The sequence below is a fragment of the Salinigranum marinum genome (assembly GCF_024228675.1).
Classification (GTDB): domain Archaea; phylum Halobacteriota; class Halobacteria; order Halobacteriales; family Haloferacaceae; genus Salinigranum; species Salinigranum marinum.
Window position 1 is genome coordinate 2,701,702 of the sequence record NZ_CP100461.1, and the last position, 25,022, is coordinate 2,726,723.

The 25,022-nt window shown below is 68.6% G+C and carries 24 protein-coding genes; 8 read left to right on the forward strand and 16 right to left on the reverse strand.

Annotated features, from left to right (window positions below; genetic code table 11):
• Positions 1–24: 24 nt before the first annotated feature.
• Positions 25–999, forward strand: coding sequence for a transcriptional regulator (locus tag NKJ07_RS13410; RefSeq protein ID WP_318567316.1), 975 nt, complete (start codon positions 25–27; stop codon positions 997–999).
• 258 nt (positions 1,000–1,257) lie between these two features.
• On the opposite strand, the gene NKJ07_RS13415 is transcribed toward NKJ07_RS13410, so the two are convergent.
• The 6 genes from NKJ07_RS13415 to NKJ07_RS13440 all read right to left on the reverse strand — a co-directional run bounded on the left by NKJ07_RS13415 (position 1,258) and on the right by NKJ07_RS13440 (position 6,764).
• Complete coding sequence (locus NKJ07_RS13415) at positions 1,258–1,515, reverse strand: glutaredoxin family protein (RefSeq protein ID WP_318567317.1); 258 nt, start codon at positions 1,513–1,515, stop codon at positions 1,258–1,260.
• Positions 1,516–1,654: 139 nt separating this feature from the next.
• Entirely contained in the window at positions 1,655–3,055 is a 1,401-nt protein-coding gene (locus NKJ07_RS13420; protein ID WP_318567318.1) for an aryl-sulfate sulfotransferase, read from the reverse strand.
• Positions 3,056–3,189: 134 nt separating this feature from the next.
• Complete coding sequence (locus NKJ07_RS13425) at positions 3,190–4,596, reverse strand: NCS2 family permease (RefSeq protein WP_318567319.1); 1,407 nt, start codon at positions 4,594–4,596, stop codon at positions 3,190–3,192.
• Positions 4,597–4,776: 180 nt separating this feature from the next.
• Positions 4,777–5,490: a phosphoribosyltransferase family protein gene (locus tag NKJ07_RS13430; RefSeq protein ID WP_318567320.1), complete on the reverse strand. Its 714-nt coding sequence runs from the start codon at positions 5,488–5,490 to the stop codon at positions 4,777–4,779.
• A gap of 96 nt (positions 5,491–5,586) precedes the next feature.
• On the reverse strand, positions 5,587–6,123 hold the full coding sequence (gene pyrE, locus NKJ07_RS13435) for an orotate phosphoribosyltransferase (protein WP_318567321.1): 537 nt from the start codon (positions 6,121–6,123) through the stop codon (positions 5,587–5,589).
• A 98-nt stretch (positions 6,124–6,221) separates the two neighbouring features.
• Positions 6,222–6,764, reverse strand: a complete 543-nt coding sequence (locus NKJ07_RS13440; protein ID WP_318567322.1) for a CDP-2,3-bis-(O-geranylgeranyl)-sn-glycerol synthase — start codon at positions 6,762–6,764, stop codon at positions 6,222–6,224.
• 222 nt (positions 6,765–6,986) lie between these two features.
• Here NKJ07_RS13440 and NKJ07_RS13445 point away from each other — a divergent pair, with 222 nt between their 5' ends.
• A complete protein-coding gene (locus NKJ07_RS13445; protein WP_318567323.1) occupies positions 6,987–7,619 on the forward strand; it encodes a DUF502 domain-containing protein in 633 nt (210 codons plus the stop codon).
• A 200-nt stretch (positions 7,620–7,819) separates the two neighbouring features.
• On the opposite strand, the gene NKJ07_RS13450 is transcribed toward NKJ07_RS13445, so the two are convergent.
• On the reverse strand, positions 7,820–8,752 hold the full coding sequence (locus tag NKJ07_RS13450; protein ID WP_318567324.1) for a branched-chain amino acid transaminase: 933 nt from the start codon (positions 8,750–8,752) through the stop codon (positions 7,820–7,822).
• A gap of 103 nt (positions 8,753–8,855) precedes the next feature.
• On the opposite strand from NKJ07_RS13450, the gene NKJ07_RS13455 reads away from it, so the two are divergent.
• Entirely contained in the window at positions 8,856–9,731 is an 876-nt protein-coding gene (locus NKJ07_RS13455; RefSeq protein WP_318567325.1) for an NAD-dependent epimerase/dehydratase family protein, read from the forward strand.
• Here the strand turns inward: NKJ07_RS13455 and ribB are convergent.
• Together ribB and NKJ07_RS13465 are read right to left on the reverse strand one after the other, a co-directional pair.
• A complete protein-coding gene (gene ribB / locus NKJ07_RS13460; RefSeq protein WP_318567326.1) occupies positions 9,726–10,418 on the reverse strand; it encodes a 3,4-dihydroxy-2-butanone-4-phosphate synthase in 693 nt (230 codons plus the stop codon). The two genes, NKJ07_RS13455 and ribB, sit on opposite strands and share 6 nt — an antisense overlap.
• A 1-nt stretch (position 10,419) precedes the next feature.
• Positions 10,420–11,124, reverse strand: a complete 705-nt coding sequence (locus tag NKJ07_RS13465) for a DUF120 domain-containing protein (RefSeq protein WP_318567327.1) — start codon at positions 11,122–11,124, stop codon at positions 10,420–10,422.
• Between the two features lie 205 nt (positions 11,125–11,329).
• Between NKJ07_RS13465 and argS the strand changes: the two genes are divergently transcribed.
• Positions 11,330–13,075, forward strand: a complete 1,746-nt coding sequence (gene argS, locus NKJ07_RS13470) for an arginine--tRNA ligase (protein WP_318567328.1) — start codon at positions 11,330–11,332, stop codon at positions 13,073–13,075.
• Between the two features lie 33 nt (positions 13,076–13,108).
• Here argS and NKJ07_RS13475 read toward each other — a convergent pair whose 3' ends face one another.
• Both NKJ07_RS13475 and NKJ07_RS13480 read right to left on the reverse strand, forming a co-directional pair.
• Positions 13,109–13,249 (reverse strand): hypothetical protein, encoded by a 141-nt coding sequence (locus tag NKJ07_RS13475; RefSeq protein WP_318567329.1) that lies wholly within the window; start codon positions 13,247–13,249, stop codon positions 13,109–13,111.
• Positions 13,250–13,327: 78 nt separating this feature from the next.
• Positions 13,328–14,845, reverse strand: coding sequence for a MinD/ParA family protein (locus NKJ07_RS13480; RefSeq protein WP_318567330.1), 1,518 nt, complete (start codon positions 14,843–14,845; stop codon positions 13,328–13,330).
• A gap of 220 nt (positions 14,846–15,065) precedes the next feature.
• On the opposite strand from NKJ07_RS13480, the gene NKJ07_RS13485 reads away from it, so the two are divergent.
• From NKJ07_RS13485 to NKJ07_RS13500, 4 genes are all read left to right on the forward strand, one after another.
• Positions 15,066–16,472 carry an FAD-binding oxidoreductase gene (locus tag NKJ07_RS13485; RefSeq protein WP_318567331.1) on the forward strand — a complete coding sequence of 469 codons (1,407 nt, stop codon included), beginning with the start codon at positions 15,066–15,068 and terminating at the stop codon, positions 16,470–16,472.
• A 137-nt stretch (positions 16,473–16,609) separates the two neighbouring features.
• Entirely contained in the window at positions 16,610–17,851 is a 1,242-nt protein-coding gene (gene prf1 / locus NKJ07_RS13490; RefSeq protein ID WP_318567332.1) for a peptide chain release factor aRF-1, read from the forward strand.
• A gap of 105 nt (positions 17,852–17,956) precedes the next feature.
• Positions 17,957–18,793 carry a helix-turn-helix transcriptional regulator gene (locus tag NKJ07_RS13495; RefSeq protein ID WP_318567333.1) on the forward strand — a complete coding sequence of 279 codons (837 nt, stop codon included), beginning with the start codon at positions 17,957–17,959 and terminating at the stop codon, positions 18,791–18,793.
• Positions 18,794–18,896: 103 nt separating this feature from the next.
• On the forward strand, positions 18,897–19,733 hold the full coding sequence (locus NKJ07_RS13500) for a helix-turn-helix transcriptional regulator (protein WP_318567334.1): 837 nt from the start codon (positions 18,897–18,899) through the stop codon (positions 19,731–19,733).
• Positions 19,734–19,753: 20 nt separating this feature from the next.
• Here NKJ07_RS13500 and NKJ07_RS13505 read toward each other — a convergent pair whose 3' ends face one another.
• The 5 genes from NKJ07_RS13505 to NKJ07_RS13525 form a co-directional block, all read right to left on the reverse strand.
• Complete coding sequence (locus tag NKJ07_RS13505; RefSeq protein ID WP_318567335.1) at positions 19,754–20,167, reverse strand: DUF6276 family protein; 414 nt, start codon at positions 20,165–20,167, stop codon at positions 19,754–19,756.
• A 234-nt stretch (positions 20,168–20,401) separates the two neighbouring features.
• On the reverse strand, positions 20,402–21,103 hold the full coding sequence (locus NKJ07_RS13510; protein WP_318567336.1) for a V-type ATP synthase subunit D: 702 nt from the start codon (positions 21,101–21,103) through the stop codon (positions 20,402–20,404).
• Positions 21,104–21,139: 36 nt separating this feature from the next.
• On the reverse strand, positions 21,140–22,051 hold the full coding sequence (locus tag NKJ07_RS13515) for a lycopene cyclase domain-containing protein (protein ID WP_318567337.1): 912 nt from the start codon (positions 22,049–22,051) through the stop codon (positions 21,140–21,142).
• Between the two features lie 88 nt (positions 22,052–22,139).
• Positions 22,140–22,874 (reverse strand): bacteriorhodopsin, encoded by a 735-nt coding sequence (locus tag NKJ07_RS13520; RefSeq protein WP_318567338.1) that lies wholly within the window; start codon positions 22,872–22,874, stop codon positions 22,140–22,142.
• 79 nt (positions 22,875–22,953) lie between these two features.
• Positions 22,954–24,942 carry a bacterio-opsin activator domain-containing protein gene (locus tag NKJ07_RS13525; protein WP_318567339.1) on the reverse strand — a complete coding sequence of 663 codons (1,989 nt, stop codon included), beginning with the start codon at positions 24,940–24,942 and terminating at the stop codon, positions 22,954–22,956.
• Positions 24,943–25,022: the final 80 nt, after the last annotated feature.

Here is a 25,022-nt window from a genome sequence, read left to right on the forward strand (position 1 = left end):
CCGAGGAGTCGCCTAGTGATACCCATGTCGCGGTCCGCGCTGATCGGCAACGTCACCGCGATGTTGCGAGACGCAGGGTTCGTCGTGAGCGACCGCTGTGCCATCCGGCCCAAGAGTTTCGACCTGGCGGCCCGTCGCGGCGACGATCTCGTCCTGTTGAAAGTCCTCGGGAACATCGACGCGTTCGACGGCGCGACGGGTGCGGAGATGCGCCGACTCGGGACGTATCTGGACGCGACGCCGATCGTCGTCGGGATGCGCACCCGCAACGAGGACCTCAAACCGGGGGTCGTCTACTTCAGACACGGCGTGCCGGTGTTCAACCCCGACACGGCGATGGATCTGTTCATCGAGGACGTGCCGCCGCTCATCTACGCGGCTCCCGGCGGACTGTACGTCAACATCGACGGCGACCTGCTCGCCGACGAGCGGCAGGAGAAGGGATGGAGTCTCGGCCAGTTGGCGAGCGAACTCGGCGTCTCCCGGCGCACCGTCTCGAAGTACGAGGACGGTATGAACGCCTCGATCGAGGTCGCGATCCAACTGGAGGAGCTGTTCGATCAACCGTTCTCGAACCCCGTCGAGGTGATGGACGGTGCCGACGAGGTGCACGAGGCCGAGCCCACGCCCGACGACCCCGAGGCCGACCCCGACGACGAACACGTCGTCGCCGTCCTCACGCGGGCGGGCTACGACGTTCACCCGACGATGCGCGCCCCGTTCAAGGCCGTCTCCGAGGACAGCGACCGCCGGGGACGGATGCACGTGCTCACCGGGCACTCGGCGTTCAACCGGAGCGCCGAGAAGCGCGCCCGTATCATGTCGTCGCTCGGCGAGGTCACGCGGACGCGCTCGGTGTACTTCACCGAGGAACGGACGAAACGCGACTCCGTCGACCGGACGGCCATCGTCTCCTGCGAGGAGTTGGCCGCGATGGACGACCCCGACGATATCCGCGATCTTATCCGCGATCGGACGAGCGAACCCGCCGAGTCGTAACTCGATCGGGCGCGGACACGTTCGCGAACGCGTTCGGTCGGACCGATCCGTCGCCGAACCGGACAGTCCCGGCGTGGCGTCGTTCACACGATCTCGCCCATTGTAACAGTTAAGCGAGTGGCAGCCCTACGCGAACGTAGGGAGGGGGAGAAATGTCACACGCTCCACCTGTTCCGGGACCCTCCCTATCGGTGAAGCGTGCGACGTGAACGACAGTGAGTAATACAGTGAGTAATCGCCCGGAGCGGCGGCTCCGGGTTAGCTCGCGCCCGCCCCGTACGTCTCTTCGAGGTAGGCGACGATGTCGCCGGACTCCGGCATGCCGTCGACGTCGTGCGCTTCGTCGACGAGGACCGGGACCCCGGTCTGTCCGCTGATCTCTTCGACCTCCGTCCGCTCACCGTGCGAACGCGGCACCTCGCGGGACTCGTACTCCAGACCGAGTTCGGAGAGCTTGTTCTTCACCTTCGCACAGAAGGGACAGCCGGGCAGTTCGTAGAGGACGAGCTCTGACATCGCCTCCGCGTAGGGGCTTCTGTGATAAGAGGTCGGCGGTGCTGTGCCGGGGGGCGTCACAACCGTCGTGTGCGTCACGACGAGTGCGAACGCCCGACCCGACGGCGATCCGACGGCGGGCGGCGTCGGAGGACGCGGATCACCCCTGGCTGGAACCGCGTCCGACGGCGCTCCGGAGCGCCGCGACGATCCGCTTCCGGGCGACGACGGCTTCGACGACCCCCCAGCCGAGGAGGACGAACCCCGCGCCGAGGGCGGACGCGAAGTCCCAGCTGGACATCCAGACGGGGCGGAACCACGGGGCGAGATGTGCCCAGCGGGTGGCGACGGCGGTCATGGGGCCTTCGATGGGCGTCTCGGCGAACGTCGCGCGCATCCGCGCGGGGAAGGAGACGCGGTCGTCGCCGCCGGGGGCGAGTTCGGCGCTCCCGGTGATGTCGTACGTGCCGCTCGCGTTCATATCGCGGATCGTCGGCCCCGACGACTCGTCGCCGTGGGCGACGCGTTCGGCGTCGTACGGCCCCCAGGTGGCGTAGTACTCCCAGACGACCTCGCCACGAGGCGTCACCTCCATCACACGGTGGTTGAGCGTGTCGGTGATGAGGGTGTTCCCGTTGGGGAGGCGGTCGGCGTCACGGGGCCAGTTGAGCGTGTTCGACCCGACGCTCCACGTCCGGACCCACGTGCCGTTCTCGCGTGCGTACTCGACGACCCGGTTGTTCCCGCTGTCGGCGACGAGCATCGTCGGGGTGCCGTCCTCGGAGACGAGGTAGTCCGGGTTGTGCTGTTCGCGGAGGATCTCGTACTCGTCATCCGAACCGAGTCGCTGGACGATTTCGCCGGAGTCCATGTCGACGACGATCGCCTGATCGAAGTTCCGCGGCGACAGCAGGATCCGGTCGTCGCCGATGTAGTCGACGTCGTTGACGTGGCTCCAGTCGTCGTTGTAGCCGCCGTCGGTACTCGCGGGGAAGTGGTCGCGGAAGTACCACTCCCACGTGATCTCCTCGGTCGTGCGGTTGTACACGACGATTCGGTCGCCGCTCGTCTCCGAGGTGGCGTTCCACTCGCGCATGTTGGCGATGAGCAGTTCGTCGTCGCTCAGGCGATCGACGTCGTGGGTGTCAGTCATGTCGAAGCCCTGTTGCCACACGCGACGTTGGCTGTCGGGGTCGAACTCGTAGACGACGGTGTCGCCGGCCCGCGGCGACGAGACGAGGAGGTTGCCGTTCGGCAGCGGATCGACGTCGAAGAACCACGCGCCGTTGTCGACCGAGTCGTCGTGGACCCACTTGGTCTCGCCCCGCTCACCGATCCCGATGATGCGGGCGGGCTTTTTCGGGTTGGTGTTGCCGTCGAAGACGTACCCCTGCACGCTGACGACGGTCGTCCCGTTGGCGGGGCTGGTGATGCGGCCGGACTGGAGATCCGAGCGGGGGTCGGGCTGGTAGGTGAGCGCGGAGGCCGCGACGGGAGTCAGGAGTCCAAAGACGACCAGGAGGGCGACGACGCGGACGGCCCACCGCTGACGAGAGGGCATCTGTCACGTATAGTGTACGCAGACGGACCTATATGTTGTGAAAACAGCCAGAACGGTGTTCAGTTTACTGTGAGACTTAGCCGCGACAGAGAGTGTTTCGAATGTGATATTTCGTGGGACGGTGACGTACCGGGCTACACCTGCGCAGCGAGCACGCCGCTGGTGCGGACGACGAAGTAGACGACGAACGCGGCGGCGAGCACCCAGTGGCCGGCGCGGACGTCGTCGAGTTCGCCGGCGGCGACCTTCACGATCGGGTAGGAGATGATGCCCGCGGCGATGCCGTAGGCGATAGAGAACGTGAAGGGCATGATGAGGATCGTCATGCCGGCGGGCACGGTGTAGGTGATGTCGTCCCAGGCGATGTCGACGACGTTGCGGAGCATCACGACGCCGATGACGACGAGCGCGATGTGGGAGGCGTACAGCGGGATCGCCGCGGCGAGCGGGACGACGGCGAGGGAGGCGACGAACAGCAGGCCGACGGTGAGCGCCGTCAGCCCCGTCCGACCGCCCTCTTCGACGCCAGAGGCGCTTTCGATGTACGTCGTCACCGTCGAGGTGCCGAGCATGCCTCCAACGGTCGTCCCGACGGCGTCGGCCATCAGCGGCCGGTCGATGTCGGGCAGGTTGCCATCGTCGTCGAGGAAGCCAGCGACCTGCGACACTCCCGTGAGGGTGCCCGCGGTGTCGAAGAAGTCGACGAAGAAGAACGTGAAGACGATGAGCGCGAACGAGAAGGCCTCGACGTTCCCGAGGCCGGCGACGAACGCCCCGGCGAGCGGCGTGATGTCGTACTGCGCGGCCGTCGGCGCGGCGACGAGGCCGGCGTCGGGGGCGACGAGGCCGGCCTGGGTGACGATCCACCCCAGCACCGTCGTGAGGACGATGCCGACGATGATCGACCCGCGGATCCCGCGGGCGTACAGCGCGAACGTGAGGAAGAGGCCGACGACCGAGAGGATGGCGATGGGGTCGGCGGCGACCGGGCCGAGCGTGACGTACGTCGCCGGATCCGCGGCGACGATGTTCATCTCTTCGAGGCCGATGAGCGCGAGGAAGAGTCCGATCCCGGTGCCGACGGCGAACTTCACCGGTTCGGGGAACACCTTGATGACGTACTCACGGGCGCCGATGGCGGTGAGAACGATGAAGATGAGCCCCTCGACGACGACGGCAGCGAGGGCGGTCTGCCACGGGATGCCGAGCGCGCCGACGACGGTGAACGCGAAGAAGGCGTTGAGGCCGAGACCGGGTGCCTGCCCGAACGGACGGTTCGCGTACAGCGCCATCGTCAGCGTGGCGACGGCCGCCGCGAGGATGGTGACGACGGCGAGCATCGAGCGGACCGCGGCGGGATCGAACCCCGGAATGATGATGCCGGGCTTCACATCGGGGATCCCCGCGAGGATCGCGGGGTTGACGATCACGATGTAGCTCATCGTCAGGAACGTCGTCACCCCGGCGAGGATCTCGGTCCGGACGGTGGTGTCGTACTGGTCGATGTCGAAGTAGTCGACGAGGGTCTGTTCCAGCCCCATGTTACACGTCTCTGCATAGCCCGAACCGCCTACTTAACCGTTCCCATCTCAGCCACCCGAAAATGCACACTCGTGTATAGATACGAGACCGAAAACGGAACTCATCCGATAAAGAGACACGGACGTGCATACGGACGCCGCGAGGGGGACGTACGAGTCGGACGGTACGAATAGGCCGGATCAGTCGAACGACGCGAGCGACGCGACGGGTGCATCGGTGCGGTCGCGGGCCCGCGAGACGCCCTCGTCACTGACGGCGATGAGCGCGAAGACGCCGACGAGGTCCGCGTCGGCCTGCGCGGCGATGTCCAAGAGGAGTTCCTGGGTCTCGCCCGAGCGGATGAGGTCGTCGACGACGAGCACCGACTGCCCGGGAGAAAGCGCCGCCGCCGGGAGGTAGTAGGTGAGTTCGATGCCCGAGTCGAGCCGCTGTCGGGATTCGATGAACTCCTCGACGGCCGTCTCCTTCGACTTCTTCGCGTACGCGAGGCGGGCGTCGAAGTACGACGCCATCGCCGCGCCGAGGGTGATCCCGTCGGTGGCGGCGGTCAGCACGACGTCGGGGCGCTCGAAGCCGAAGGCGTTGGCCGCGACGGGCGCGACGAGGTCGAGGAAGGACTGATCGAAGACGACGCCGGAGTTGTCGACGTACCCCTCGTCGTCGAACGTCACCCGCGCTTCGAGTTCCGTCGCCAGCGCCTCGCGCCCCACGCCGTCGACGACCTGGCGGGCGCGGTCGACACCCGGGAGGACGTGTCCGTTGACGTATCGGTTGAGGTCTCCCGCCGGTAACTCCGTCAGGGCGGCGAGTTCGTCGTACGTCCGTGTCTCCTTCAACATCCGAAGGACCGCGACCGCCTGCAACTGGAGGGCCGCCTTCTCCGCTCTGTTCATACCCCAGACGACACGCCTACGCAAGTATGAATACGTCGATGTACGGCACGCCAGAGAGTATCCACGAATGTGGGAGCACCAGCGCGCTCGGTCGGGTCAAGACGCGTCGACGTCGTGATCGGCGAGCAGTTCCGACGCCGACACGAGCGACTCCAGTTCGACGCCGTGGTCGGCGAGTCGTTCCCGTGCGCCCTCCTCGCGGTCGACGACGACCAGTACCCGTTCGACGACCGCGCCGGCGTCCCGAAGCGCCGCGACGGCGTCGAGGGCGCTCTGCCCCGTCGTGGCGATGTCCTCGAGGACGACGACCTCTTCGCCCGCCTCGAACCGGCCCTCGATCCGCTTCGCCGTGCCGTACTCCTTCGTCTTCTTCCGGACGATCACGTACGGATTTCCCGTCTCGACGCTCGTGACCGCCACGAGCGGGACGGCCCCGAGGGCGACGCCCGCGAGCCTCGCGTCGCCGACGCGATCGGCGAACGCCCGGGAGATGAGTTCCAGACAGTGCGCGTCGGTCTCGAAGAGGTACTTGTCGACGTAGTAGTCCGAGGTGCCCCCATGAGCGAGTTCGAACTCGCCGAACCGAACTGCGTCAGCGGCCGTGAGCGCCGCGATGAGTTCCTGGTTCGTCATCGACCTGTGTCGGTCGCCGCGACAGTATAAACGAGGTGGTCTGTCGGCGCGGTCGCTGCGTCGGCTCAAACCGGGAGCCGCGTCGGGGGATGGCCGCCCTACCACGGCTCGGCTTTCAGTCCGAGCAGGTAGGCGATGGCGTTCGTCACGACGTGGAGGACGGGCGTCGCGACGAGGACGACGACGAGCACCGGGAGGGGGAACGTCGCGGCGAACCAGGCGGGGGCGGCGAGCGCGGTGAGTCCGAGCGCGCCGACGACGAAGTCCAGTTGGTCGACGCCGGGAAACGCCGCGCCACGTTCGCGGCCCGTCCGTCGCTTGACGAACGACGCGGTCATGTCGCCGAGCATCGCGCCGAACGCGAGCGTGAACGCGACCCGGAGCGGGAACGCCGGGAGCGCGAACCCGAGGAGCCGCTCGACGACCGGGGCGACCTGGTTCAACAGGAGCGCGACGAGGCTGCCGGCGACCGTGCCGGCGGCGGTCCCGCGCCAGGTCTTGCCGTCGCCGAGGAGGCGGCGGCCGCCCCAGGTCCGCCCGCCGTCGATGGGAGGGCCGCCGCCGGCGAGCACGGCCGCGTTGTTGGGGACATACGCGGGGAGCATCGCCCACAGTGCGCCGACGACGAGGGGGACGAGCATGTCCTCGACTGGGACAACGGGGCGTAAAACACCACGGGTTCCGGTCGAACCGACGGCCGGGACGCTCCCGAGGAAGGTGACGCCCGCGGGCGCTGCGGACCGAGCGCACCGACGATGGGCGGCGACGCCAACGACCGGACGGAGAGGAAACGGACCGGCGGGGCGAGACGAGCGTGACGGCGGAAAGAAGGTCTGATAAGGCCGGCCGCCAATCGTCTGGTGATGTCCTCGTGGAGACGCGATTTCGCCTCGGGCCTGGTCGTTTTAGTCCCGATACTCGTGATCCTGTTCGTCGTCAACTGGCTCTACTCGCAGCTCGCGTCCCTGCCCGTCATCCGCGACCTCGAACAGCCGTTCGGCGTCCTCGTCGCCATCGTCGTCTTCACGATGCTCGTTCTCTCGGTGGGCTACCTGATGCGCACGACGGCCGGCCGCCTCTTCGAGGCCGGCCTCGACAACGTGATGAATCGCGTTCCCCTGGTGCGGGTGCTGTACAACGCCTCGAAGCTGGCCGTCGAAACCGCGCTCACGGGGACCGAAGACCTCCAGAAGCCCGTCCGTCTGGAGGTGTGGCCCGGCGTCCGCATGACGGCGTTCAAGACGGGCAAACGAACGAAGGACGGCCGGGAGGTGCTGTTCATGCCGACCGCGCCGAACATCACCACCGGCTTCGTGATGGAGGTCGAATCGGAGGACATCACGGAGACGGACGAGCGCGTCGAGGAGGCGCTCACCCGCATCCTCTCGGCTGGGTTCGCCGAGGAGGACCACGGCGTCGAGATCGACGTCTTCGAGGAACCCGACTCGGACGGCGAGTCGTCGGGATCGGTCGACATCACGACCGAGTCGTCCTGACGCTCCCGATCGGCGGTCACCGACGGCCCCGCGGCCCGGAAGGGGGTTGCTCGACACGCCGCAGGCGACACCCCGTGCTGTCCGCCAGGCGTGTGCTCTTCCGGCGTACCGGTGCCCTTCTCGTCGTCCCGGCGGGATGGCTCGGCAGCGACTCCTCGGCCGACCCGTCCGAAGCAGCAACGACGGCGAGCGAGTGACGCCTACTCGACGTAGGTGAACCACTCCTCGTGGGCGTCGGTGCGACGCTCCACGAGATCGAAGAAGGCCTGCTGGAGTTCCTCGGTGACGGGGCCGCGTGAGCCGTCGCCGATGACGACGTTGTCGACTTTTCTGATCGGCGTGACCTCCGCGGCGGTCCCCGTAAAGAACAGTTCGTCGGCGGTGTTGAGTTCGCCGCGCGAGATGGTGGCGTCGTCGTGGACGGTGTAGCCGTGTTCGCGAGCGAGGGTGATCGCGGTCTGTCGGGTGATTCCATCCAAAATACTCTGGGAGAGTCCCGGGGTGTAGATCTCGCCGTCGCGGACGAGGAAGATGTTCTCGCCCGGTCCCTCGGCGACCTGGCCCTCCTTGTTGAGGACGATCGCTTCGACGTAGCCGTTTCTCCGCGCTTCCTCACCGGCGAGGAGGGAGTTGACGTACAGCCCCGTCGTCTTCGCGTTCGTGGGGATCTGACTCGACGCGTGCTTGCGCCACGACGAGACCATCACGTCGACGCCCTGTTCGAGCGCCTCTTCGCCGAGGTACGCACCCCACGGCCACGCGGCGATCGCGACGTCGACAGGGCAGTCCCGGGGGCTCACGCCGAGCGAGTCGTACCCATAGAAGGCGATGGGACGGATGTAACACGACTCTAAGTCCTGGCGGCGGATGAGTTCCAGCGTCGCCTCGGTCAGTTCCTCCCGCGAGAAAGGGATCTCCATGTTGTACGGCTTGCCCGACTGGTAGAACCGTTCGAGGTGTTCCTCCCAGCGGAAGATCGCCGGGCCCTCCTCCGTGTCGTAACACCGGACACCCTCGAAGACGCCGGTGCCGTAGTGGAGACCGTGCGTCAGGACGTGGATCTGCGCGTCGTCCCAGTCGACGAACTCGCCGTCCTGCCAGATCGTATCGACGTCCATCTCGTCGAAGCTCATACTCGCTCGTAGCCGGCCACCGTTATAAAATCATCAGCAAGCGGCCTGATCACAAGCCACACGAACGGGACACCCTTTTGCGCCGCTCGCACGCAGTTGGGCCATGTCCATCGACACCGTCCTCGTGACGGGCGCGACCGGCCGTGTCGGCCCGGCCGTCGTCGCTCGCCTCCAGGAAGCGTACCGCGTCGTCGGCAACTCCCGTTCCGGTGGCGACGTCGGCGACGACCACCTCCGCGGTGACATGACCGACCCCGGCGACGCGTACGGCGTCATCGCGAGAAGCGACGCCGACGCGGTCGTCCACCTCGGGATGCTGTCGGATCCCGACCAAGCGCCGGGCCACACGACGTTCAGGAGCACCGTCCAGAGCACGTACCAGGTCCTCGAAGCCAGCGAGGCGTTCGGGGTCGAAAGCGTCGTTCTGGCGTCGAGCATGAGCGCGCTCGGGGCGGGCTTCGACCCCGACCCCGTCCGTCTGTCGTATCTCCCGGTCGACGAGGACCACCCGCTCACCCCGCGGGACCCGTACGGACTCGCAAAACAGGTGATGGAAGTCACCGCCGAGGGGGTCGGTCGACGGACCGACGCCCCGACGATCACCTCGGTGCGCGTGCCGTGGATGCCGCGCGAGTCGGAGGTCCAGGCGGCGTTCGTCGAGGCAAACCGCTCGCTCGCGGCCGTGCGCGAACACGAGTCGTACCACTCGATCCACAACACGCTCTTCGCGTACCTGCACGCGGCTGACGCCGCCGACCTGGTCGCCCATGCCGTCGAAGCGGACCACGCGGGCCACGAGGTCGTCTGGGCGGCCGCGGCGGACACGACCGTCGACTGCCCCACCGCGGAACTCGTCGCCAGGGAGTATCCCGGCGTAGAGCTACACGAGGAGTTCGAGGGGCACGAGAGCCTGGTCTCGACGGCGAAGGCGCGGGACCTGCTCGGGTGGGAGCCCCGGCGGGGCTGGCGGGCGCTATAGCTCGGCGACGATGTCGCGGCCCTCGACGTAGACGAGGCCGTGACGGCGGGCGTACGCCCGCGCGTCGGCCGTCGACCGCGCGCCGCCCGTCCCGTCGTCGAGCATCTCGCAGACGACGACCGCGGGCGGGAGCTCGGCGGCACGGGCGAGCGCGATGCCCAGTTCGGTGTGACCGCGGCGCTCGTCGAGGAGCCCCGACGCCGCACGGAGCAGGTGGACGTGTCCGGGCGAGCGGAACTCGTCGGCGAAGTCGGCGAGGTCGTAGCCGTCGTCTGCGTCGATCCACGCGGCGACATCGGCGAGCTTGGTAATAGTCAGCGACCGGTCGGCGTCCGTGATCCCGGTGAACGTGTCGCGGTGGTTCACCGTCAGCGAGAACGACGACCGCGTGTCGTACGCGAGGTCGTGGTCGGCCGCGGTCGGATGCTCCAGCGCCGCGTCGAGGAACGGGAGGTCGAGCGTGCCGGCCACGCCGTCGCCGAGAGCGACGCAGACGAGCCCCCCCGCGTCGTTCCGCAGGCGAGCGACCGCGTCGGGGGTGACCGCACCGGCGGGGTAGACGATGTCCGTCTCCCCCTCGCGGTCGGCGGCGTCGTGGATCAATACCGGGCCGCCGTCGCGGAACGCCCGGACGGCGCGGGTGACGGGTTCGGGCGCGTCGAGGTCGGTGTTCGAGGTCGGCGACATCTCAGATCGCCTCGACCTGCACGGTGATCTCGTCGCCATCCGCCAGCCCCAGCACGTCGCGGAGCCGGTCGGGAGCGATCACCTCCAGCTGGGTCTCGTCGTGGTGGGTCCGGTCGGGGACGATGATGTGGGCACCCTCGTACGCCTCGCCGTCCGAACTGAGCGTTGCGGCGTAACACGTCGCGGGACCGAACGTCCGCTCGTCGTCCTCCCAGCCGTCGATGGGGACGGCGTCGAGCGAGCGGATCCCGGGTCGTGACCGGACGCTGTCGGGCACGAGATCGACGTTGAGCGTGCCGGGGAACGGCTCGTACCCGAGCCGGTCGCGGAACTGGGTCATGTAGCCCGGCAACGAGATGTAGTGTCTGCCCTCACCCATCCCGCCGGTGACCGACCCCTCCAGCGTGACGGCGTCGGGCTCTTCGAACAGCTGGCGGTACTCGGTGTACTCCGCGCGGAGCGCGGCCTCCCCCGCTTCGGTCACCGACACCCACTGGCCGTCGCTCACGACGTCGCGGTCGAGGTAACCGGCCTCGTCGAGCCGCTGGAGCCGCCGGGAGGCGGTCTGACTCGACGTCCCCAGTCCCGAGGCGAGCCCCGAACAGGAGATCTTGACGGGGCCCATCAGGCCACCGTCGAGCGCGACCCGCTTCAGCGCGGCGAGCTCGTCGTGGCCGACGACGGAGGTCCCTGCCGATTCTGACATACCAGTTGGTTGGGAACCGTCCGGGATAAGGATATCGGATGTGAGATGCGTAACAGAATCGTTACAGTCCTCGCGGCAGTGAAGTCGGTGGGGAGTACGGCTACGGGCGACCGTGGGCTAAACGTGTCGGTCGAGGCAGGCGCGCCGCCGCGGGTCGCGAGCGAAACTCGGTACCCTAATACCGGACGCGAGGGTAGCCACGGCCATGTTCAGAGAGTTCCGAGCGGAGGTCGAGGAGGCCCTCTCCGCGGCACTCGACTCCCTCGATCTGCCGACCGACGATCTCGGCGTCGAAGAACCACCCGAGGACGTCTCGGCCACCCTGGCTTCGAGCGTCGCGTTCCGGCTCGCAAGTGAGGTCGGGGCCCCGCCACCACGGATCGCCGCCGACATCGTCGACGCCATCTCGACCGACGCGTCCGCGTACATCGGCACGGTCGACACCCAGGGGCCGTACGTGAACTTCCACGTCACCGAGGCGTACGACGAGGCGACACTCGACGCCGCCCAGGACGACGGGTACGGCCGGCTCCAGTCGAAAGAAACGAGCGTCGTGGTCGAGCACACCTCCGCGAACCCGACGGGCCCGGTCCACGTCGGCCGCGCCCGCAATCCCATTTTGGGGGATGCCATCGCCCGCTGTCTCGACTACGCCGGCTACGACGTCGAACGGCACTACTACGTGAACGACGCGGGCCGACAGGTCGCCGTCTTCACCTGGGCGTACGAGACGTTCGACGAGGACGACCTGCCCGACCCCGAGCGCGACCGGCCGGACTACGAGCTCGTGCGGTACTACAGAAAGGGGAACCAGTGGCTCGACGAGGCCGACGAGGCCGAGACAGAGGCCGCCGAGACCGAGATCGAAGCCATCATGCAAGGGCTCGAAGCGGGGGACGACGAGACGTTCGAGCGCGTCGGCCGCGTCGTCGACCAGGTGTTGTCGGGGATGCGCCAGTCGCTCGAACGGCTCCCCGCCGAGTTCGACGCGTTCGTCAAGGAGACGGAGTTCATCCGCGACGGCTCCGCCGACGCGGTCGTCTCCCGACTCAAGGAGACCGACAACGCCGTCTACGAGGACGACGCGTGGCAGTTGGACCTCTCCGACCACGGGATCGATAAACGGCTCGTGTTCCTCCGGTCGGACGGGACGACGCTGTACACGACGCGCGACCTCGCCCACCACGAGTGGAAGTTCGAACATTTCGACCGCGCCGTGACCGTCCTCGGCGAGGATCACAAACTCCAGGCCGAGCAGTTGAAAGCGGCGCTCGACGTCCTCGGTAACGATACCTCGCGGCTGGAGTCGACGTTTTACTCGTGGGTGAACCTCCCCGAGGGCGGGATGTCCACGCGCGAGGGCACCGGCGTCGACCTCGACGACCTGCTCGACGAGGCCGTCGCCCGCGCCCGCGACGAGGTCGAATCCCGGCTCGACGACCGCGTCCGCGACGACGACCTCACGGACGAAGACATCGACCGCATCGCCCACCAGGTCGGCATCGGTGCGGTCCGCTACGACATCGTCTCGAAACAGCCGACGAAGTCGATCACCTTCGAGTGGGAGCGCGCGCTCGACTTCGAGGCGCAGTCCGCGCCGTACGTCCAGTACGTCCACGCGCGCTGCTGTGGGATCTTGGCCGAGGCCGACGTGGACGGGACGGTCGACGCGTCGGCGTTGACCGAACCCGAAGAACAGGCACTGCTCCGGGTCATCGCACGCTTCCCCGCGCGGATCGAAGCCGCCGCGGCGGACCTCGAACCGCACGCGATCGCCACCTACGCCCGGGAGATCAGCGAGACGTTCAACGCGTTCTACCGGGAGTGCCCGGTGCTGTCCGCCGAGGACCCCGAGGTGCGAGCGGCCCGCATCGCGCTCGTCCGCGCTGCTCGGCACACGGTCGCGAACGCCCTCGACACCCTCGGCGTCGAGGCCCCGACGTCGATGTAGCGGCCGGACGATCCCGAGCGGCCCCGGTCTCGTTCAGCCGGCGACCGGGACGGGAGTGACGAGGCCGGCGATGAGCGATCCGCCGACGCCGAGGACCGTTGCCGCACCCAGTCCGAGGGCGAGCAGCAAGAACAGCACGAGCCACCAGAACGGAACCGCGTCTGAATCAGCCATACGAACCGTCGTCGGAGCCGCGTAAAAGAACTTCTCGTTCGCGCTCTTCGTTCCGTCGAACGAACCAGGGACCGGGAGCTACCCGAAGAACCGCCCGAACAGCCCCTTCCGCTTCTTCTCCTCGGTCTCGCCGGCGTCGGCGTCCGTTGAGCCCGCGTCGTCGCCCTCGTGTTCGTCCGCGTCGGTCGCCGCGGCCGCCGCCCCGGACGGCGTGTCGTCGGGATCGGTCGCAGAGTCCGACTCGGCGTCGGACTCCGCGTCGGGAATATCGGGTGCGTCGTCCGGCTGGATCGTCACGTCCATGCCGGCGGCGTCGTCCGGGGCCGTGTCGAACGTCACCTCCCCGTCCGCGTCGGGCTCCGCCTCGGCGACCGCGTCGGCGACGGAGACCGGCTCGTCGTCGTCGGGGGGGTCGTCCGCCAGGTCGCCGTGTTCCGGTGGCTCGTCGGCCACGTCGTCGCCCGAGTCGGCGTCGGAGCCGGCACTGGACTCGACGTCCGCGAGCGTCGCGGCGAGTCCACCGGCCGAGTCCGCGTCCTCGACGCTGCCCTCGTCTTCGTCTTCGGTCTCGTCCGCGTCGGCGTGGTCGTCGTCGATCACCTCCGCGCTGGCGTGGTCCGCGTCAGCTTCGTCCGCGTCGGGTCCGGCCGGCGACGGGGCGTCGTCCGCGTCACCCGCGTTGTCGTCGAGGTCGAACACTGCGTCGAGGTCGTCGGCGGTGTCCGCGTCGGTGGCCGTGTCGAGCGCCGACGAGAGATCGAGTTCGTCGATCCCTCCGGGGGGAGCTGTCGTCTCGGTCGCGGTCTCGGCTCCGCTCTCCGGCGTCTCGTCCGCATCGACCGCGTCGGCGTCGGTCGCGGCATCGGTCGCGGCGTCGGTCGCGGCGCCGTCCGTGGCCGCCGCGGCGAGCGCGCCCGCGATCGACCGGTACGCCGCGGCGGCTGGTGAGTCGGCGTCGGACACGACGACCGGGTCGCCCGCGGCCGTGGCCGCCTCGACGGACGGGTCCTCCGGAACGACGTTGAGGAGGTCGACCCCGAACTCGGAGACGAGCGCGTCGACGTCCGCGGCCCCGGCGTCGACGCGGGTCAGGAGGAGCCCCGCGACCGGGACGCCGACGCGGTCGACGAGCTGACGGGTTCGGTCCGTGTCGCCGAGGGCGTCGGGCGACGGCGTCGACACCAGGATGACGGCGTCGGCGAGGCCGAGCGGGAGGACGGTGTCGTGGCTCAGGCCGGCACCGGTGTCGACGAGGACGACGTCGTACTCGTCGGCGAGCGCCGCGACGAGCGACCGGAGCGTGCGAGGGTCGGCCATCGCGTAGGCGTCGAGCGTCGCCGTTCCGGGCACGACGGCGAGCCCCCGCGGCCCCTCGTACACCGCCTCCAGGGGAGCGGCCTCACCGGCGAGGACGTCGTGGAGCGTCGGGCCGTCGGGCGACAGTCCGAGCATCCGACCGAGGTTGGGCATGCCGACGTCCGCGTCGACGGCCGCGACCCGGTGGCCGGCGGCGGCGAGCGCGACCCCCAGGTTCGCCGTGGTGGTGGTCTTGCCGACCCCGCCTTTCGCGCTCGCGACCGCGTAGACCCGTCCCATGCTGTCCGAAACGAACCGTGGGGGATATATAAAATTTCACCGGCCGAAGCCGATCGGAACTCTCGACGCTGGCGATCTTGGGGGGACTCGACCACCCCGCCCCGTGCGGTCACGAGCGGAACCCGGCGGCCGCCGTCAGACCGGCGTGTCAGAGATCACATCTGAACAACCCATAGACGTGAGCGGTCACACGGCCGAACCGTATCACATGGCGTCTGACATGCATCCACTCGGGGTGGTCGGTGCGCTCGGCGAGGAGGCGATCGGCGGACTCGCTCGGGACGTGCAGGGGAAACTCTTGCTCCCCGACGACGGCGCGTACGACGGCGCTCGGGACGTCTGGAACGGGCTGATCAACCGGTATCCTGCCGTGATCGTTCGTGTCGCCGACGGCACGGACGTCGCTCGGGCGGTCGCGTTCGCCCGCGAACACGATCTCGACCTGTCGGTCCGCGGCGGGGCGCACGACCAGGCGGGCAGTGCCATCGCGGAGAACGGGGTCGTCGTCGACCTCCAGAACCTCGACCACGTCGACGTCGATCCGGACGCGAACGTCGTCACGGTCGGGTCGGGGGCCCAGACTGCGGACGTGTTGAGCGAGACCCAGGAGTACGGGCTGGCCCCACCGACGGGAAGTGCCGGCTGTCCCGGCATGGCCGGAACGACACTCGGTGGCGGGATCGGGTGGATCCGACGGAAACACGGCCTCTCGATCGACGCGCTCCGTCGGGTCGAGGTAGTCACCGCCGATGGGACGGTCCGTACCGCGACCCCGGACCGGAATGCGGACCTGTTCTGGGCGGTCCGCGGCGGTGGCGGCAACTTCGGGATTGTCACCGAGTTCGAGTTTGACTGCGGCGAGGTCGGCCCGATCGTCGCCGGGCTGAGCGTGTTCTATCCGCGCGACGCCGCGACCGAGGTGTTCGAGGCGTTCCGGGAGTTCGCCACCGACGCGCCACCCGAGGCGACCGTCATCTGCAACTACGCGGACGTCCCCGCCATCCCGGGGATGCCGCCCGAGCACCACGGCGAGGAGGCAGTCGCGCTCATCGGCTGTTACGCCGGCGACCCTGAGGCGGGGATGGAGGCGTTCGCGCCGCTCCGGGCCGTGACGGACCCCCTGGTCGACAACAGCGAGCCTGTGCCGTACGAGATGCTGCACGAACTCGGCACGATGCTCCACCCGTGGGGACGGAAGTACGTCCACCGGTCCGTGTTCGTCGACGACCTGACCGACGAGATACACCGGTGCGCCCTCGAACGGACCGACGCGGCACCCGGCCGGATGGACGGCGTCGGCATCTGGCCGATGGGGGATGCGGTCGGGAGCGGGCCGGAGTCGGCGTTCGCGTGGGCCGACAAGTCACACCTGGTCGTCGTCGAGGTCGCCTGGGAGTCCCACGACAGTCCGGCACACCTGGCGTGGGCACGGGAGACCGAGCGTCGACTCCGTGACCTCGGCGGCGAGGGGGCGTACGTCGGGTACGTCGGGGTCGACGAGCAGGAGTGGGAGGACTGGCCGCGGCAGGCGTACGGGGACAGCTACGACCGGCTGTGCGCGGTGAAAGCCGAGTACGATCCCGAGAACGTCTTCCAGTCGAACGTCTCCGTCACGCCGGAGGAGTGACTCGGTCGCGGGGTGAGAGCGGCGTCGACCGACGGGTCGCCGGCCGGAGCGTCGTCACGAGCGCCGAGGCGCGTGAGAACCACGCGCGGACCAACCAGTCAAAGCTTACTTAGCCACCGGCGGGGCTAGTACGGGTAATGAGTACCGACGCCGAAGAGGTCAGCGACGACCGCCGGAAGTACGAGTTCCGGAAGGTCATCGAGGACCTCAAAGAGTACGAGGGGTCGGGGACACAGCTCGTCTCGATCTACGTTCCCCCCGACAAGCAGATCTCGGACATCGTCGCTCACGTGACCCAGGAGCACTCCGAGGCGAGCAACATCAAATCCAAGCAGACCCGGACGGCGGTCCAGGACGCACTGACGAGCATCAAGGACCGCCTGCGCTACTACAAGAACCCGCCGGACAACGGGATGGTGCTGTTCTCGGGCGCGATCGACTCGGGCGGTGGCCAGACCGACATGGTCACCAAAGTCCTGGAGAACCCGCCGGAGCCGATCCAGTCGTTCCGCTACCACTGTGACTCGGCCTTTCTCACCGAGCCGTTAGAGGAGATGCTGATGGACAAGGGCCTGTTCGGGCTGGTCGTACTCGACCGCCGGGAGGCCAACGTCGGCTGGCTCAAGGGCAAGCGGGTCGAACCCGTCAAGTCCGCCTCGTCGCTCGTCCCCGGCAAGCAGCGGAAAGGTGGCCAGTCCGCACAACGGTTCGCCCGTCTCAGGTTGGAGGCCATCGACAACTTCTACCAGGAGGTCGCGGAGATGGCCAACGACCTGTTCGTCCCGAAGCGCCACGACCTCGACGGCGTCCTCGTCGGCGGCCCCTCGCCGACGAAAGACGAGTTCCTCGACGGTGACTACCTCCACCACGAACTGCAAGAGAAGGTCTTGGGCAAGTTCGACGTCGCGTACACCGACGAGTCGGGGCTGTACGACCTCGTCGACGCCGGCCAGGAGGTCCTCGCCGACCAGGAGGTCGTCAAGGACAAGAAACAGATGGAGGAGTTCTTCGAGAAGCTCCACCGGGGCGACGAGGCGACCTACGGCTTCGAGCCCACGCGACAGAACCTCGTGATGGGCTCCGTGGATCGGCTCCTCCTCTCGGAGGACCTCCGATCGGACATCGTCGTCTACGACTGCGACGGCACCGAGGAGTTCGAACTCGTCGACCGCCGCCACGCCACGCCCGATCACACCTGCGACGACGGGAGCGGGGCCGAGGTGACCGAGCGGACCGACGCCATCGAGTACCTGATGGAACTCGCCGAACAGCGCGGGACCGAGACCAAATTCATCTCGACGGACTTCGAGAAGGGAGAGCAGCTGTACGACGCCTTCGGTGGCATTGCCGGCATTCTGCGCTACTCGACCGGTGTGTAAACACCCTCGGCCGCCGACTCCCGTCACGACCTGTCGTATCGGTCGAGAGTGCACAGACCTGGACAGTTCCCACAATATATACGTTCCACTCTCGTGTGAAGGAGTATGACAAGGGGTGGCGACGACACGGCCGACATCCGCCGCCTGGTCGGACGCCGCGCCGAGACGCTGGCCGTCCTCGTCGGCGGGCGCTACGACAAGTCCGAGCTCACGGCCGAACTCGACGTCTCGCGGTCGACGATCGACCGGACGATCCGCCGGCTCGAAGCGAGCGGGTTCGTCCGACGGGACGGGGGCGGGGTCACGGCGACGCTCGCTGGACGGCTGGCGCACGAGTCGTACCGTCGCTACTGCGACGAGACGGCCGACATCGCGCGCTTCGGCGACCTGCTCCGAGAGCTCTCACCGGCCGCGGATGTCGGCCACGAACTGCTCGACGGCGCGACGGCCCACCGGAGCGAGCCGCCGGCGACGGGTCGGCCGGCGAACGAGGTGACCGCGCTCATCGGCGACGGGACAAGGCTCCGCGCCTGCGCCAGCGTCATCAACGACGCCGCCGCGACGACGAAACTCCACGGGATGGTCACGGAGGAAGGCGGACGCGGATCGGTCGTCTACACGGAGGGCCTCGCGGACCACGTTCGACGGCAGTACTTCCGAATGCACCACGAGATGATCGCGACCGACCGGTATCGCGCGTACGAGATCGCCGACCTGCCGTACGAACTCTTCCTCGTCGACACCGACGACGGAACGCACGTCGTCGTGATGGTCTACGACGAAACCGGGACGCTCCGGGGGACGATCGTCAACGACACTGACGCGGCCGTCGCCTGGGGCGAGGCGGCGTTCGAACGCTACCGGGCGGCGGCGACCGAGTTCACCGACGACTTCCGGATCGGCGGGGACGGCGGCGACGGGGAGGACGATGAGAGCGAGTGACCGTCGTCGGTGGCCGAGCCGAGCGAGGACACGACCGAACGCCACCCAGTCGGGCGGCGGTGACGGCGACAGCGACGGTGTCCTGAGGGAGCCGGACTGAGCGATGACGCCGGAAGACGACGCTGCGGCCGAACTCCGTCGCCTCGCCGATCAGCGAACCAACATGTTAGCGATGCTCGTCGAGGGCGGCTCCGACAAGTCCGGGCTCACCGCCGAACTCGGCGTCTCGCGGTCGACGGTCGACCGGGCCGTCCGTCGGCTCGAAGGGGCGGGGCTCGTCCGACGAGACCGGGGCGGGGTCACGGCGACGCGCGCCGGACGGCTGGCGCACGAGTCGTACCGTCGCTACTGCGAGCGGACGGCCGACGTCGCACGCTTCGGCGATCTGCTCCGTGAACTCCCGGCGACGGCCGACGTCGGCCCCGAACTGCTCGACGGCGCGACGGCCCACCGGAGCGAACCGCCGGCGATGGGCCGGCCGGCGAACGAGGTGATCGAGCGCTTCGAACGGGCGACGAAGATGTGGATCTGCGCCAGCGCGATCAACGACGCCGAGGCGTCCGCACGGCTCCACGAGATGGTGACAGAGCGCGGCGGCTACGCGGACGTCGTCTACACGAGCAATCTCGCGTCCCACCTCCGCGAGTGGTACCTCGACAAGCGTCACGAGATGGCCGTCACCGGCCGGTACCGCGCCTACGAGATCGACGACCTGTCGTACGACCTGTTCGTGATCGAATCACTGGACGGGACAGGAGTCGCCGTCGTCGTCTACGGCGACGGTGGCCGACTCGACGGCGTCATCGTCAACGACACCGACGCGGCCGTCGCCTGGGGCAAAGAGGCGTTCGAGCGCCGCCGGTCGGCAGCGACGGAGTTCACCGACGACTTCCTCGCCGGCGGGAGCGACGCCGGTGCGGACGGCGACCGCGGCGGCTGAGCGTCGAGGCCTCCGTCTCCTCAGCCGAGCAGCGACTGGAGCTGGGCCGTCCGCCGGTCGAGAGCCACCTCGGGGTCGATCTCGCCACTCGACGCCAGCCCAGAGAGACGGTCGAGCGCGAGGAGCGGGTCGCCGCCGGCGGCCTCCGCGTGGTCGACGAGGGCCGTCACGTCGGCCCGCCGGAGCGCGAGCGAGTCCAGGAGTCCGAGAAGGAGGGCCGTCGCCACGCCCGCCTCGCCCGACGGGAGCGGCCCCCAGTCGACCGCAGCCGCGTCGGCGGTCCCGGAGGACCCGGCCGAGGCGTCGTCGACCGCCGTGACCCGCAGGCAGGTGGTACAGAGCGCGGCGTGGGGCGATTCGTCGGGCGCGTACGGACGGAGCGACGCGGGGACGGCGAACGTCACGCGGCCGCCGCCGCAGGCAGAACAGGCCATACCGTGGTGGAGGTTCGGCGGGGACAAAAACGTCGACGCCGGTGAGAGGCTCCCGGGAGACAGGCCACGGAGAAGGTGACGTCGGACGGGTTTCGATCCCGTCTAGCGATCGCACGTCCGGTCGGACGGCACGGTCGGCGGGGACGTATGCGACGAGCGAAGACGACCGTCGGGAGCCGAGGGTGGCGTGGACCGGGCGGGCGGCGAGAAGGGAGAGAGAAGACGGTGGCCGGATCAGTCGTCCGCGGAGACGCGCTCGACCTCGTCGGGTTCGGCCGCGGCGGCTTCGGCCTCGCGGGCTTCCTTCTCCTCTTCTTCCTTCTTCGCCTTGATCTTCTTCAGCCGGAAGATCTCCTCGCGCTCTTGTTCTTCGAGCTTCTGCTCGATGTACTCCTTGTTCTCGTACAGGTCGGGGAGGAGCTTGAACTCCAGCGCGTTGACGCGGCGCTTCGTCGTCTCGATCTCCTCGAGCATCTTCTTCATCGCCGTCTCCACCTCGGCGGCGAGGATGATCGTCTCCAGCAGTTCCTCGTAAGCGTCGGCGGCCTCGTCGATCCGGGCGCTCGAACCCAGGAGACCGTAGCCACGCTGGTCGAGGCTCTTTTTGACCCGGGAGGACTCGATCTGCGGAACGACGACGCCCATGATGTTCTTCGACTGCGTCGTGATCTCGGGGTGCTCTTTGAGCGCCGCGGCGGCCCCACGGACCGCGACGTCGCCCTCCATGGCCCGCGCCATGTTGATCTTGTGTTGTGCGTTCTGGTAGTCGTCGGAGAGTTCGGAGCGGACGTCCTGCGCCTGGTCGAGGATGTCCATGAACTCCATGATGAGGCCGTCACGCTTCTGTTCGAGCGTGTCGTGACCGCGCTCGGAGAGCTCGATGCGGTCCTCGATGGCCATCAGATTCTTTCGCGTCGGTTTGACGTCTTCGGCCATTCTTGTCCGATGTTGTTCGCCCGGGGTGTTAACCTTTTACTGTCGTTCCCGGTCCTCCCGGCCGCGCCGCCCACTGCGAGTCGACCAACCGCGCCAGGGCCGCCCGGATCTCGGCGGCGACCCATCGGTGCGGAGGGCAGGTTCACGTCCCGGTGTCGCCGCCGAGACTGCGGCGTCGGCGGTGCGAGCGGGAGCCGAAGTGGAGGCGGGGGTCGTCCATCCCCACCGTTCGAGCACCCACAGGAACAAGAACAGTCCCTGCACCACGAACAGGTTCGTCACGACGAAGAACGCCGCCTCCTCGACCGGCAGGCCCAACAGCGCCACGCCGGTGGTGTACGTCTCGGAGATGACCCAGACGCCGAGTTCGATAGCGACCCGGTCGGCCACCCAGAGGTATAGGGTAGGGACGCCGACGCCGAGAGCGAGCGCTCGCCGAGTCGCCCACAGGACGGGCCAGCCGAACCCCCACTGGAGGGCGAGGACGGGACCTGCCCACGCGAGGATAGCGCCCAGGTAGTACGTCGGCGCGTCGCGGAGGAGCACGACCCCGACGAGGAGGACGACGCCGCCGGCGACGACGCCCACGAGTCGCTGGCGGCGCGTGACCGATACCGCCCCCGGGTTCGGCGGCGCGAGGAGCGAGACCCACAGCACGGCCAGGACCGGCTGGAGTAGCATGAACAGGTACTCCTCGACCGGTGCGAGCCAGACCGTGGCGACGACGGCACCGTCGCCGTACCACCAGACGCCGCGCTCGATGAGGTAGTTGTCCCACGGCGTCGTGTAGACGAGCGCGACGAGGGTGAGGAGCACCAGCCCGAGGCCACGGGCCCGCCACGCCGAGCGATCCAGTCGCGCCCGGCGACGCCAAGCGGCGACGGCGAGGACGACCAGCGGGGGGACGACGAACACGGCGTGGAACGCGAGGTAGGTGAGGCGGGTCACGGTCGGCTCCGGTCAACGGTTGAGTGGTGTACGAGCATGTGTCGAGGCGAGTGGACGTTCGAAAAACGGGCGACCGCGGATGCCGGCGTCAGTCGGCCGTCGGTGCCGCACCGGTCGGCTGGGTGGCCGCCTCCAAGACGGAGTGGCTCCGCAGGAGGATGAACCCGAAGCCGACCTTCGCGGTCAGGTCGAGCACCATGAACGCCGCCGTCTCCCAGTACAGGGGGATGATACCGATGGTGCCCTCGGTGCCGAGGATCCACACGATGGGGTACGCCAGCCAGAGCACGATGAGCAGGTTCCGAAGCGTGCTGGTCAGCTTCCGGACCTCCGGCGTCTGCCTCGTCGCAGCCTCGTTGAGCGCGCGGATGAGGAAGTAGAGGAGGAACAGCAGGAACACCGTGCTGATCGCCCACCAGACGATCCGGACGGTGGCCGACGAAGCGGCGAGGGCGCCGATGACGCCCGTCCCGATCATCAACACGTCGAGGCCGACGAGCGTGTAGATCGTGTTCTTACTCGCACGCGCTAACAGCGCGAGGTCCAACAGGAGGAGCGGCGTCGTGAACAGCCAGTCGGCGTACCGGCCCCAGTAGATGTCGAGCACCTGCCCGTTGACCGTTACCTGGGTGAGTCCGAAGCCCGTCGCCATCGCGAAGTACGCCGCGGAGGCGATGGCGGTGATGAAGATGGTGATGATGTAAAACCGCTGCTGTTCGGGGTCGTCGACGCCCCACCCGCGGGCGACGAAGTAGAGCGTCCCGAGTGTCATCCCGGCGGTACCGAGCCACAGCCAGATGGATTCACTGCCTGGAGTTGCCATTGCAAACGAAAGGAGGGCGCGCGAGGGCATAACGCGAATACCGAACTAGTTGGGATGTCCTAAGTGACCTATAACGTCCTTAGATTGACGAGGGGTCTCCTCGGTGGAAGCGCGAGACGAGTTTCTTCTCGGCGGCGCGGAGGTGCTGGTGGAACGTCGACCGCGAGACGCCCATCGCGTCGGCGAGTTCGTCCCCGGAGATGCCGTGTGGCCACTCGAAGAAGCCGCCGACGTGGGCGAGTTGGAGCGCGGTACGCTGTTTCTCCGTCAGGTCGTCCTCGACGCGGGCGACGAACCCACGGTGGGTCGCCGGCGGGGCGTCGCGTTCGCGGATGCGTGCGACCCGGACGCTGGACGAGACGCCCTCGAGGTCGTCGAGCAGCGCCCGTCCCGTCGACCGGTCGGCGACCGTGACGGTGAGCGTGAGCGACCGCTCCTGTGAGTCAACCGAGAGGTCGGTCAGCCGGCCGCCCGCCTCGGCGACCAGCGCGAGGAGCGACTGTGGCGGGAGCGCCACCTCGAACAGCCCGGCGTCGACGTCGTCACCGACCCGCCGGACGTCGTCGATCCCAGTGTCCGCGACGGCGGCGAGGTCGGCCGTCGGCGGAGTCGCCGAGACGAAAAGCAGGATGGTGCCGTCGTCGCGGACGACGACGCCCTCGGAGGTGAGCGAGCAGTCCGTCGCGGCCGCCAGACGGACCAGCGGCACGTCCGGATCGTCGACGACGACCCGGAGTTCGACGACGCTCTCGGTCAGGAGCGTCCGTCGGCTCTCGAACGCGTCGATCGCCGCGCCGATCGCCCGCCCGAGCGTCCCGAGCACGACGAGTTCGTGGTCCTCGACGGTCTCGTCAGTGTAGACCACCAACACGCCGTAGAGCGTGTCGCGGTGGAGCAGCGGGACGGCGACGAGTCCTTCGAACGGGAGCGTCACGCCGGCGTGAAAGCCACCGTCGGCGTCGGTCGCCTCCTCGGGCGTCCGCGTCGAGACCGCCCGCGCGACCGGGTCGGCCGCGTCGTCGCGGTCGATCACGAGACCGTCGACCACGTCCGCGTCGTCGCCGGCCCACACCTTCGGAACGACCGTGTCGGGCGAGAGATCGCAGTCGCCGACCCACGCACAGGCGTACGACGGCGCGGCCGCGACGCGCTCGCAGACGCCCTGTTCGAGCGCCGACCGGCTCTCCGCCCGGACGAGGACGCCGGTGACGTCTTCGAGGACCCCCTCGATGTTGTCGAGGAGCCGCTGGAGCCGCCCGCGCTCGCGGTCGGCCTCGGCGGCGTACCGTTCGGCCGCCTCCTCGGCGCGGACCCGCGCCGTGATGTCCGTCTGGAACCCGACGTAGTGGGTCACCTCTCCGGCAGCGTTCTCGATCGGGGCGATGTCGACCCGATTCCAGAACTCCGTCCCGTCGCGGCGGTAGTTCAGGAGTTCGACCGACGTCGACTCGCCGGCGTCGACGGCGCGACGGAGTTCGGCGACCGACTCGGGATCCGTGTCGGGACCCTGCAGGTAGCGGCAGTTGCGGCCGAGCGCCTCCGAGACGCTGTAGCCGGTCGTCTCGCAGAACGCCCGGTTGACGTAAACGAGCGGCCGGTCGGGCAGCGAGAAGTCGGCGATTGTGATGCCGACGGGGGCCTCGTCCATGGCGCGCTCTTTCAGCTCCTCGGTGATCCGGCTGACCGCCGCCGGTCGACGCTGTTGCCAGGTTACCACGCTGGCGACCCGTTCGCCGAGCCGGGCGAACCGGTTCGACCCGTCGACGGGGACGACGTCGGCCACGCCGGCCTCGAACACCTCGTCGGTCGCGTAGCCGCTCTCGGGTGGCAACAGCACGACGACCGGCGGGGCCGTCGCCTGCGCGAGGCGAGCGAGCGCGCCGTCGAAGAGGTCGATGGATACGATCAGACAGTCGACGCCCTCCGCCGCGACGGCGTCGTCGACCGTGTCGACGGTGACGACGCCGTCCCCGCCGAACGCGTCCGCGAGGAGCGCGCCCGCACGCGACCGGAGCGCGTCGTCGCCGGTGGCGAGGAGCACACGGCTCCCACGAGGGACCTCGGTCATACCGGCTTATCGCGACGGGGACGCGAATAGCTTCCGCCGATCCGGGGCGGGACGGCGCGTGGACGCGCCGCTCGATGGTC